The 12364-nt window shown below is 64.1% G+C and carries 4 protein-coding genes; 2 read left to right on the plus strand and 2 right to left on the minus strand.

The annotated features are described in order from the left end of the window. Positions 1–13 precede the first annotated feature (13 nt). Positions 14–3679: a beta-galactosidase gene (locus HPY44_09375; GenBank protein ID NSW56214.1), complete on the minus strand. Its 3666-nt coding sequence runs from the start codon at positions 3677–3679 to the stop codon at positions 14–16. Between the two features lie 167 nt (positions 3680–3846). Then, on the minus strand, positions 3847–6294 hold the full coding sequence (locus tag HPY44_09380; protein ID NSW56215.1) for a discoidin domain-containing protein: 2448 nt from the start codon (positions 6292–6294) through the stop codon (positions 3847–3849). Positions 6295–6471: 177 nt separating this feature from the next. On the opposite strand from HPY44_09380, the gene HPY44_09385 reads away from it, so the two are divergent. After that, positions 6472–9456: a beta-galactosidase trimerization domain-containing protein gene (locus tag HPY44_09385; GenBank protein ID NSW56216.1), complete on the plus strand. Its 2985-nt coding sequence runs from the start codon at positions 6472–6474 to the stop codon at positions 9454–9456. After that, on the plus strand, positions 9453–12341 hold the full coding sequence (locus HPY44_09390; protein ID NSW56217.1) for a hypothetical protein: 2889 nt from the start codon (positions 9453–9455) through the stop codon (positions 12339–12341). The genes HPY44_09385 and HPY44_09390 overlap by 4 nt, the downstream gene beginning before the upstream one ends. The last annotated feature ends 23 nt before the right edge of the window (positions 12342–12364 follow it).

The following is a 12364-nucleotide window of genomic DNA, read 5'->3' on the forward strand; positions in this document are numbered from 1 at the left end:
GTGGGTACTGAGTTCATTTCACCCGCAATAGCATGGCATCCAGCGGCTCGAGAACCAGGGTATCACCCTCAAGCACTCTATCGTTCCGCAGATCATGAATCTCTTTCACTGCCCGGCTGCCCACCGAGAGCCGCACCGCTTTGGGCTTGCCCCACAGGTTCACAATCGAGACCAACACCCCTTCGTTGTCCCGCGCCGACCGGTATTCCACGGCCCACGGCGCCTGGCCGTCGCAGCCCGTGACTGTGACCGGACGGCTGATGCACTCGGACTCCATCTCGGCCAGGAACATCGCCCAAAGGTCTCGCGCGCTTGCCTCACCGGGGAAGCGCTGCAGTGCGCTCTCGGGCAAGCTCAACGAGCGCGGGCGGCCGTACTCTCCCCGTCCACAGACGGGCGCATCGCCAATCACCCACAGCTTACCGCCGGAAGCGCAATAATCCGCCACGGCTTGCGCGACGGAATCCGGCGCGTATTTCACGGACGGCGCAATCACCGCCCGGAAGCTCTTGAGTCTTCCCTGAACGGCTTGTCCTTCGGACACGAACCGCACCGGAACACCGCACGCGTTGAGGGCCTCATACGCCCGCAGCATTGCGCCGTGGGACTCATCAGACCACAGCAGGGAGGTCATGCTGTACAGGATTGCGATGGGCGCCTTTGCCCGCTGCAGCCTGACCACTTCGGGCGCAAGCCGCTGCAGGTCCAGTCCCACCTTGCCCACCGCCATCACGTTCTCCGGGCGATGCAGGATGCTCCCCTCGAAGTCGCTGGTCCGGTCGTATGTACGCTCCCAGACCCAGATCATGCTGGCGCCGCGTCCGTGGATCGCCCCCTGCCAGAGCGCGAAATCTGTATGCACAGGGGGGATGAGCCGCTGCTCGCGATCCAGGATGATGTGGTCCTCTGTATTGATCACCGGAACCTGCCGCATCGACCGCTGTAAGTCGTAATACACGTTCTGGCCGAGCCAGTGGCCGGCGTATTGGTCGCCGAAACCGGCGAACATACAGGAGCAGTCGTTCCCATTCAGGTCGCCCATCCAGGCGAACTGCTCGGGGTCGCACCCCCATGTGAGATGCTGGCGGTCCACTGGCACACACATGACCTTGGCATGTGCCCAGGTTCCGGGGCGGGTCGCGTGGACAACGTCGGCCATGAACCGGTGGTATTCAGAGAACTGGCGCATGTTGAAGCGTGCCATCTCGTAACGCAGAGGCGTCATCTCTTCCTCGCGAGGCAGGCTCCCCGTCTCGAGAACTGGCACTGCATCGAAGCTCTCGCAGTGGCTTCCCCACGCTTCGTTCAGGGCGCCGATGGACCCGAACTTCACGCGCAGATACTCCGTGAACGCATACCGACGGAAGGGGTCTTGTTGCCAGTTGGTGAAGGTGGGTTCGTTACTCAGGCAGACACTGTGCAGCGCCGGACTGTCCTTGATGGCGTTGAGCGAAGTGTGCAGGTGAGTCCGGAAAATCTCCCGTGCCTGCGGAGCATCCACTGCCAGCCCAAAGAACCCGCCGTCACCTTTCTGCAGCTCCGGCCATTTCTGCAGTGCCCAACCCGGGAAGTAGTGTGGCGAGGCCAGCCAGCAGATCATCACATTGTTCTGTGCAGCAGTGTTCAGGGCCCGGCCGATGAAGTTGCGGACCGGTTCATCCGTCACCACATTCTCCGCCGGCTGCGTGGAGTTTGGTCCGCACTCGATCTGGATGATGTTTGCGCCCAGGTGCGTGAACTTAGGCAGGTCCCTGACAGCTGAGCTAAAGTGTCCGTACCCCGTGAAGAACACGGGCCTTCGCTCACGTTTCCCCGTGCTCGGTATCACGGTATCGGCCCAGAATGCGCCGTCTTTCGCCTCCACCGGACTTGTCACGAACCGCGGAACCAGCAGGGGCCTCGCTGTGCCGCTGAGGTACGCCTTCAATGCCCGTTCCGCTTCTGTCAGCGCCTGATCCAACACTGCCAGCACATGCTCTGCCCGCGCCGGGCGACCGTGTGTGATGTCATCCAGCGCGTAGTCCACGAAGTCCTGCGCGGTGGCGATGGCCACCCGCTCGTAGTCCGTGGCAATGCCCTTTGTCTCCGCCTGCGCAGCGAGTTCCGCCACCTGGGCTGTTCGGTCACGCAGCCGCGCTGCGTCCTTCACGAGGCGGGCTTTCAGATCGCTCACTGTCACGGGCGCAGTACCCTGGGCGATCACACCCGCTGCGTCGGAGACTCTCGCCCGCAACATAACTGTGGATACGGGCAGCGCTCCCGCTGGCAGACGCGAGTGCAACTGCACCATGCCCGACGTTTCCGCGGCAAGCTCGGCGGAGGTCAGGGTGGTCTCCCTGCCCCGCTTGTCGACGGCCGCGATCTCCACCGTTGCGTTCTTTTCAAACGCAGCGCCCGGCACCACGACGACCTTTAGGTCCAGGGGCTCATCTACATAAGCCACAGTGCCGGCCGGCAGAACCGCAACACTCCGCGCGCCGCTGCTCATGGCCGTCACGTAGGACGCCGGGTCCTTGATCTTCCCGATGCCCTGGGTGAGCTCAATGTACCCGCGGCGACCGCTGCCGTCGTTATCGTTCACGAGCACATTCAGACCCAGCACCGGGCCGCCGGCACCCACGGTCACCCCGATGGCTCTCCAGAGGAACGCGACTTCATAGACCGTGACCGCGCCTTCGCGCCGCACCGCGAGTCTGATGGCCTTGCTCTGATCTCCGAGACCCTGCGCCGCCTGCCAGCACTGCACGCGCGCCACGCCGTCGTTGCCCAGCACCAGACTGTACTCGCTGTCGTGTGGGCCGTAACCGCTGGGGGTCTTCTCATGGCGCGGGTCGAAGGCTACCTGGAGCCCGTCATTGGTCCAAGCAACCGCTTCCGGAGGCGCCCAGTGGAGATCGTCGCGCACCGCAACGGACAGGTAGAGATGCTTAGCGTCTGTGACCGCCCGCAGGCTTGCACTCAGGTCGTCGTCGCCCCTGCGGTTGATCATCACCACTCCGGCATCGGCGGGCATTCGTGTCTCTGGTGCATCCGCAGGCCAGTCTGCGAGGTTACCGTCGATCTCCAGCGGCTGCTCCATGCGCGGCAAGAGCAAGTAGCCGGCCCTCGCAGCCGCACCCGGCGTCAGAGGACGAACCCGTGGCTTCAGCCCGAGAGGGTCGACCTCCTGGAAGCTCACATCATCCACCCAGAGCGCCTCGGTTTCGCTGTCAACGTTCACCCGCAGTTCGTACTGGCTCGCCGTCTCGGGCGCCGTCCAGCGCAGTTCCACCTGGGTCCAGTCGAAGTCACCCGAGGGGAGGGTCCTGCGCGATGCCCATTCTGGGCCGCCGCCGAACCAGCAGGTCCCAACGCCTCGGCCTTTCACCCAAAGACGGAGCACGTACTGGGACCCGGGCGCCAGGCCGCTGATGACCTGCGAGATTCCTCCGTAGACGTGGGGCTTCAGCGGAAGCTCGCTGTGTAGGCGCACGCTGCGCCTACCCGAATGGGCGACCGCATCATCAATGGCGAGCGTCTGCTTCTCGCCGTCAGAGGAGCCCCAGTGCCAGACATCCAATTTCCCGTCGCCCCGCTCGAAAGACCCATTGGTCACGAGATCGGGGCCGAGATCGTCTGCCGGAAGCATCGCCTGCGTCAAGCCCGCGAACACCACGAACAGCATCGCTCTCAGGTTCATGTCTGGCGCTCCCTTGGCTGCCGCAGTCCACACATATCGCGGTTCAGTTCCCCGCCGCCGCGGTCCATCCCTTGTCTTGCCGGCGCTGTCGAGCAGGCCTGGAGCGCCAGGGAGGCGCGATGGCCGCTCACCTCGCGGCACCGGGTATATCGAGCACCCCAGCGCCCTCACAGCGTCTCGAGTGCATCCAAGATCCTTTCGCGGACACGGTCAGCCGCAGCGCGGTCCCTAGGCTGGTCCCAGGTGTAGTTGCGCCCGTCATCGCCTGCAAGCACTTCCGAAGGACCGTCTTCCAGGAGCTGTCTCGCGTGTCGCACGGCCTCCTCTTCCCCACGCCCTGCCGCGTCAAGGGCCGCTACCCGATCGCGCAACATCGTCAGGTATTCGAAGTCCTGGGCGCTTTCGCGCACGGCTTCCATCCACTTGCCGGAAGTCACCGAAGTGTCGTCCAGGTAGTAAGGGCAATAGGGTCCGCGCCCGGCCGTCGCGTACTCGTTCCAGACTGACACGCGCCCTGTGTCGGTGAAGGCCCAGAAGCTCGAACCCCTGCCGCCCTCCGCGAAGATGTGCCACGCCTGCGCAAGGTAGTAGGCGTAGGGGTCGAAACGCCGCGCGGGACCGTCTGCGGAATAGAACCACAGTTCTTTGCCCTTTTCGCGCTGGGCCGCGAAGAATCCAGGGAACCACTTGGTGCCCAGCCACTGCGGCCTGTGAGGGCAGAGCACATCCATTTGCTCGAACATGGCCAGGGGCTTCTCCGGGTCTCCCGGCTGGGGATCGACGAACATGAGCAGTTCCGGCGCGGCAGCGTTGATGGCCCGGGCCCACTGCTCGTTGATGGCGTACCCGCGCTCATCGTGGGGCTCATCATAGATCAGGATTCCGAGCTGTCCTGGTTCCAGCCCGAGGTCCCGCATGTGCCGGGACCAGAAACGCGCCCAGTTGCCGAGACGCATTTCGAAATCCGCACTCCCCATGGCGGCCCCTGCGAAGCTGTCGGTTTTCGCCAGGAAGACCATGTAACGCTCGGCAGTGGGCCAGTCACGCACCCAGCGGTCGAACTGCGTGGTATCGGGCGGCTCAACAAGCTGGTTGTCCTCGCCGAATGTCCCTGAAGGGGTGACTGCGGCCGTGCCCCAGGTAACGTTGACTCGCATGTCCTGCAGGTACTCGATGACCGCGTCCCGGTTCTGCGGCGTCACCCCGTACTGGCTGTCGCGCTCGGTGTAGTCCCAACCGCCCACGAGGAGCGAGGTTCTTTCTGGAAACCGCACCGAGGAGATCACCAGCGTTGTCGGGACCTTCGCCTGCATCCCTCCAATGCCGCTGACCGTGAGCGTTCCCGAGTACTTCCCCGCATCCAGGTTCTCGGGGCGAAATTGAACCCACGCCTGCACGGTCATCCCGGCGGGAGCATTGATCAGCCAGTCCGCGCCGTCTTGTTCAGCCTGCGGGAGCGCGGCGGCGACGGACTCGAAACGCCGCGTGCCTACGTGCAGGACCTCGTACACCGTGATGTAGTCCGCCGCGTCGCCGCCCGGAAGCCCATCGATGCGCAGCCGTAACGTCCCGTCTTCCTCGCCGGCATTGGTGAAGTTCACCACTTCCGCGCGGACTTCGCCGTTCATCATGCGCACATCGATCGCCGCGGCGGGACCATCGGCCGCCGGCTCCATCCACGGGACGAGGTGCTCCCAGCGATGAGTCTGCCAGACGCGCAGTTCCGGCTTGCCCTGGGCACGCCACACCTCGGCCTGCAGCCGGAAAATCTCACGCTCCAGATCGTTCATCGGCAACACCGCGCGGAATGTCTCGATGGGCGGCACGGGCATCTCCTTGATCGCCTGCGTCAGTCTGTGGATGTGCGTCTCGAACGCGGCGCGCTGTTCACTGCTCAGACCGGGAGCGGCGATGCTGTCGCGAACCGCCTCGAGATCCCGCCGCAGCTGCTCGCGGATCATCAGGCCAAAGAACTCCACGTTCAGGTGCGCCGGAACGTCGGTCACTGCGGGGCCGGGCAGTTCAGCGGTAAGAAGCTCGTCCGGGCCGCGGTAGACCTCGATCTCATCCGCGAAAAGGTACACCTCGCCGGGTTGCATCGCAAGCTGTACGAACCGCCCGTGCGCGCGGATATTGTGGGTGAAGATGCGCAGCACCGTGTAGGTGCCGTACTCGGGCAGATTCTCGCGGCCGTACAGCTCCATCAGGTCGCCCAGACCGTGCCAGGTATTACCGTCGTCGCTCACGAAAATCACGATATGGCTTGGCCAGCGCACATCCGCGACCCCTGCCGCAGTATTGAAGGACAGCCCGGCAATCGGCTGCACCTGTCCCAGGTCGATGGTGACGAACACATTGCGCGATCCGGACCATCCCACGGTGGTCTTCCGGGTCCAGAAGTGCCCCTGCGAGTACTCGCCGTCAGTGAGCTGCGTGGCGTCGTCCGCATCGGCGCAGAGGGCGTAGTTCGGCGCTGTCATGGTGTACGGCGCACCCAGGGCCACATTGGGCCCGGGCGGCTCAGAGACCGCCTGAGTGGCATCCTGGGCGCACGAGATGCCCATGAGCACGAGAACTCCGACCACAACGAGTGACAACACCGAATTCTGTCGCACACCGAACCACCCTTTCCATCATGAAGCGCCATCGTTTCGGCAGTTCTACCCCGGCGGTGCCTGCACCTCCGCTCCGCCGCCCGAGTGCTCCGCAGGAGAGCCCGGTTTGTTCGGCGAAACTTCAACCCGCCGCCGGCAGGAGCGCGAGCTAAGACACTCCATCGGGGGAACGATACAATGCCAGCATTGACCAACCGGACGGCCATCATCTCTGCCGCAATGCTTCTCTGCGTGGGGCATGTATGGGCGCAGGAGCCAGTCATTCTTGAGGGCGAAGACTTCGCGCGCGCCGGAGCCTGGAAGGCGCGTCCCTGGACGGAATCGTACTTCTGCGCCTCCTTCGCCAGTGATTTCCTGTCCCGGCAGGCATTCCTTGGCGCTCCCGCGCAATGCGACCAATCCGTGGCCCAGATCGCATTTGCCGTGCCCGCCGACGGAAAGTACGCGCTTTTCGCGCGCTATGCTTGTCCCTACATGCACAATGTGGCGTTCGAGGTCGTAATCCAGCAGGGCGGCCGCACTGTGTACTTTGACCGATTCGGGCGCATCCAGGAGCCGAAGATCTGGCCCTTTGGTGGCGGCATCCAGCCCATGGCCACCTACGACTGGGGCGGGGGCGACAACATGGTATACGAGGGTGGAACGGACGCCTTCCGCCTTCGCGCAGGCCCCGCGAGGGCCCTGCTCATCGCCGGTCCACAGGATGAACCCGCCGCGGAACGCCAGGTGGACGCGCTCCTTCTCATGGACTACGACCAGGGGCATGCGAAGATTTCTTCCAGGTATTCCTACCTGCCACTGGACGGACTTCTGACCCAATCTGGCGACGTGTTCCTGCGCATCACGAACCCGGCGAATGCCCCGGGACCGGTGGTCGTTGACCTGACCACCACGGAACACAGCCCATACTGGGTGCATGGCCGTGACTGGCGCACCCCGAAGACCCTTGGCGCTCAAGGATATGTCGAGGGCAAGCCGCAGCCCGGCGACTTCCTGCCTGTCGGCGCGACAAGCCCGTGGGTCGAGATAGGTAGCCGATTGGACCGTTTGAACGAATCGACCCTCAAAGCGCAGGTGCAGTATCAGGACGCGAAGGCTCCGGGAATCGACATCATATTCGAGTTCGCGACGCCGGACGCAGAAGACGGCAAACGCCTGGTGCGCCGTATCCGGTATCGGGACCCCGGCAGCCGGCCAGTGCGTTTCGCAGTACCTGGAAATGTCCCGAAGAACGGCGACATACGCACCGCCGAAGAAGAACTGGAGCGCATTCTTGCGTACGTCCGGTCCCTGCCCAAAGAGGGCCGCACCCCCGAGCGCATCGGCATTCGGGGTGTTTTCACAACTCACTTCATGGCGTCGGAACTGTCGGACCGAGCCCGGACACTCTCCGACCGGATTCGGCGCGAGATGATCGGCGATGCCAATGAGGTCGGCCTGGAGGTGGAGAGCCTCGGGGACGAAATCGGCCTGAAACTCGCCGCGAAGTCACCCGAGAGCGACGCGGCATTCCGCGAGTACCTGAAGGGACTGGGACTGCAGCCCTCCGATGTGCTGTCCCCCGAAGCTCTCGCGGATGCGCAGGACCCATGGTCGCTGGTCGAACTGGAGTATGAGGATCGCGAGACGAACCCGCGCCTGTGGTACCACTCTCAGGTTTTCGGCTATGAAAACGGGAGCCTTCTCGAACTGAAGGAGCGCACCGAGGCAATCCAGGCAAAGAGCGGGGGCCGCGTGTATACGGGGGCGAACTACTCGCCCCACCCGGTCTACTGGCCGCGCGAGCAGCAGTGGGTGAGACCTTTCAAACTCGGGGCGCTCACGATGCCCTGGAGTGAAGACTACGTCTGGGGCATCCCAGAAGTCAGCCCGCAGGTCACCGGGTATCTCACGGACGTCTTCCGCTGCGCCGCGAAATACCGCGATCTGCCCATCGTCTTCTACGTGATGCCCCACGAACCCGGAAACACACCGCGTAGCTTCCGGCTCAGCTATTACTCCGCACTTGCACACGGCGCGAAGCTAATACACCACTTCTGCGTGACCCCGGTCGTAACGGCCTACACCGAGAACTACGTGTCGTCCGAATTCCTGCCCATGTACCGCGAAATCCACGATATCGCGCGGGAACTGGGCGTGTTCGAGGACCTGCTAATAGAGGGCCGCGTCCGGCCCGCACAGGTCGCGATGCTGATCTCCGGTGTCACCGACCTGTGGGACCCTTCCCCCAACTACAACCACGAGCGCAAGTGCCTTTACTACGCCCTGCGACAGGCTGGAGTCCCGGTGGACTTCCTGACGGAAGATGACATTGCCGAAGGGCGTCTGGACGGCTACAAAGCCCTTTACATAAGCGCAAGCCACCTGCATTCCGGTGCCGCGAAGGCGCTCACCGAGTGGGTCAGCCGCGGCGGCGTCGTGTGGTCCTCAGCCGGCGGCGGGCTGCTCGATGAGTACAACAGACCCAATGACGCGATGCTCGCCCTTTTCGGGTTGTCCAGCGGGGAGATCACAGAGCACGACCGTCTCCCCGACACGAAACACACGCTGCCACGCTTGCGCCCGGCTGACGGTATGCGTCTCAGCCTACCCGGCCTGGAACCTGTTGCGCTGCCCGCATTGGCAACCACACAGACGCTGGAGCCGGCAGGGGGGGCCCGGTCGGTGGGCATGTTCCACAACGGTTCTCCGGCGGCGGTGCTCAATCGGTTGGGCAAAGGGCAGGCGCTCCTCATCGGTGGGTTCCCCGGTGCGGCGTACGTGTCCCCCGCAATCCCTGCCCGGCCCTGGGATCGCGGCACTACGGACGCAGCGATGGCTCACTTCCTGCCCACGGACTTCGACCCGCATGCGCGAGAGGTCATCCTCTGGGCCGCAAGACAGGCGGGTATTGTCCCGGACGTGACCCTCTCCGCGCCGCTGGTGGAATGGACCGCCATTGACTCACCTGCGGGTACAGCGCTCATGCTCATCAACTGGACCGGACAGCCGGTGCGCGACCTGCGCATTACGGTTCGCGGGCAACTAGGCGGCGCAATAGTATCCTCGCTCGAGCAGGGCAGACTCAAGCCCGAGCAGGACGGGAATGTCTGGTGCGTTACGATGCCGCTGGGCCTGACCGATTGCATCATGGTCCGCAATGCACAGGAGGACGGGCAATGAGAGTCTTCCGGGCAGTGCTGCTGATCGTCGCCGTGTCGGTTTCCGTGGCCATGGCGGCTGAGCCTGTAGATGAACCGGCGGGAGCACGTTACTCCCTGGGCCTCACCCTTTGGCACCTGGGCCATCGCGCCGACATGATCCAGGCCTTTCACGAGTTCTGTCGCACCCATGGGGTTCCATCCGAATCGGCTCCGGCACCGGCGGAGCAGTCTATCCCGCAGACCACTGCTGACGTACTTCTCGAGCCGGAACTGATCCCCGAAGCCGAACGCTCGGGCTGGAATGTCCAGGGGCAGTTCATCACCAGCGGCGCTACCGACGCCGGCCCCACGGTTGCATTCCCGATGTCGGTACCACGCTCCGGATTTTGGCGGCTGTGGGTTCAGTACAGGGGCTGGGAGGACGGCACCGGCGTCACACGGATTCGCATCTACCCCAAGGGACGCGAAGAATTCGCGCCGATAGTGGATGACGAGATATACGACTATGCTGTGCCCGAAGACGGGCTGCATTGGAAGGACATGCTGGTGGACCTGGAAGCCGGGGAGTACCAGGTCAGCTTGGGCCACGTCACCCGCTGGTGGCACGCCGGCAAAGGCCCCCGGGGCTACAAGGTGCGGCAGATCGACTGCCTGTACCTCACACAGCGCCCGTGGGAGCAGCCGCCGGATGAGGCCGCGCGCGACGAGTTCCGCAGGTCATCCAGTCGGACCGGTATTCAGTGGCAACGCGAGCGGCCGTTGGATGCTGAAGCTGCTGAGAAGTGGCGACAGTGGCAGATGCGCCCCGTCTCGTGGGACCAGTGCGAAGCTGACCCGGCGTTGTTCGAGCTGAGCCGGCGCTTCTGGCGTCAACAGGTGGACACGCTCGCTGCCCAGGGCTACGATGAGGCCGACCTGCCAGACTACCGGGACGACCGCCGCCAGGTGATTTTCGACGACCAATGGAATCTCCTGGGCAACCCGGTGCGCATCAAACGGCAGATCGAGGCGCTTCGGAGTGACATCCGCAGCGAGTCCCCGCACCTGTATTACTGGATCAACGCAGGGGAGTTCGACGAGGTCACCGGGGGCTGGGAACGCAAAGGCACCGAACTCGCGGCGACCTACTCGGACTTTCAGGGAGAAGCGAAGCACTCCCTGCGCGTGGACCGCAATGGAGACTATACGGTCTGGGTACGCTTCCGCAACATCGACTACCATGCGCCCTGGCGGGTCACGGTCACCGCGCCAGATGCGACCGAGATTGCCTTCGAACGCGACCAGCAGAGCTACCCCAAGGATGGGCCTGATCGCGCAACGTGGCAGAAAGTGGGAACGTTGCGAGCATCTGCGGGCGACGTTTTGCGCCTGCGCATCGTGCCAAGACCATTCCGCCAGCCCGGCACATATCGAGGCATCTACGCGTTTGTCATCACCACCGACCCCGATTACACCCCACACGGGCCCACGAAACCTGCAGTTACTGTGAACCAGTACCTGTCACGAGCCACGGCACTGGGTGCATCACCTGATGACGGCTACCTGTTGTGGACGCCCCCTGATCCTTACACCCCGCCTGCCCACGATTCGTGGCCAGATGACCTCGCTCAGGGTTCGTCGCGGCATACAGCCCGAGACACGCTGGAGATCGGGCTGTCCATGGCGGCGGACAGCGTGCGAGCCGTCCCGGTATACCTGCGCAGCCTGCAGGCCGAACCCGCAGATGTTACCGTCAAGTGCGGCCCCCTGGCGGGCGAAAACAGGAGCTTCACCGCCAAAGTCTCCTGGCGCGCCATCGCCTTCGTGCCCTTCGGCCCGGAGCGTCACCAGTGGAGTCCCTTCGCGCTCCTGCGCCGTCCCTGGATTACCGTCCCTGCCTGGAACCTGGCGGGCATCTGGCTCACCGTGGACAGTACGGGGGTGGAACCCGGACAGTACACCTGCGACGTCGCCCTGCGCGCCTCCGGCCTGCCAGAACGCACAGTGCGCTTGAATGTGCGGGTTTCGCCGGTGCGCATCGAGCCCCGCAATGGCATCCTGGTGGGTGGTTGGACGGCGCCACCCGAAGGTGAGGAGTACTGGGACGACTACCGGGCGCACGGGATGAACATCGGCTACAGGGATATGACGAAGAAGGAGATGGACCGGCGGGGCATCCGGTTGCTGGCATTGCCCTTGTGGGAGGCGACGCCCGAAGCCGTGCGCCAACGCGTCGCAAGTCTTCGCGCCGCAGGTCTGGACTACTCAGACTTCCTCTTCACCATCCGCGATGAACCCTCCGGCGAAACCGCGGAAGAGCTGCAGCCTTACCTGGACGTTGCCCGCGCAGTGAAAGATGCCGACCCGCGAGCCCGTGTGTCCTTCAACCCCGGCGAGGCCGGAAGCCTGAGAACCTTCGAACTCCTGGACCCGCTCTGCGACTTCTGGCTGCCCTACACAATCCATCGCAGCTACCCGCCACGCGACGCTGCTGCGAAAAGAGCGATCTTCGCCCGCAAGCCCTGGATGTGGTACACCACACCGTGCCTGTGGGACAAGAGCCCTGCGCTGCCGTCACAGCATCTCGCCCAGATTCGCTCAGTACCTGCCCAGCCCGGACAGTGCGTCGGAACAGCCTTCTTCGCCTTCCACTACCCCTTCCGCGACCCCTGGGACACTGCATACGAGCACATTCCCGATGTGGCGGTGACCGTACTGCCCTCGCGGCTGGGCCCGGTGCCGACGCGGTCCTGGGAGGCGATCCGGGAAGGCATCCAGCATGCGAATCTCGCAATGATGGTGCGCGAGCGTATGGGAGCGGCGAGTTTCGACGAGCTACCGGAGGGCGAGGCGAGACGCCTGGTAGAATCGGGAACGGTTGAGGAGTTGCTGGACTGGTTGGAGCGGAATCCCCAGCGCGAATGAGGACCGCAGTATCCGCCGACTCA

Source organism: Armatimonadota bacterium (assembly GCA_013314775.1).
GTDB lineage: Bacteria > Armatimonadota > Zipacnadia > Zipacnadales > JABUFB01 > JABUFB01.

What these genes read in the sequence shown, in the direction of transcription:
- HPY44_09385 (NSW56216.1), top strand. Translation starts at nt 6,472, where the DNA reads ATGCCAGCATTGACCAACCGGACGGCCATCATCTCTGCCGCAATGCTT.
- HPY44_09375 (NSW56214.1), bottom strand. Translation starts at nt 3,679, where the DNA reads ATGAACCTGAGAGCGATGCTGTTCGTGGTGTTCGCGGGCTTGACGCAG.
- HPY44_09390 (NSW56217.1), top strand. Translation starts at nt 9,453, where the DNA reads ATGAGAGTCTTCCGGGCAGTGCTGCTGATCGTCGCCGTGTCGGTTTCC.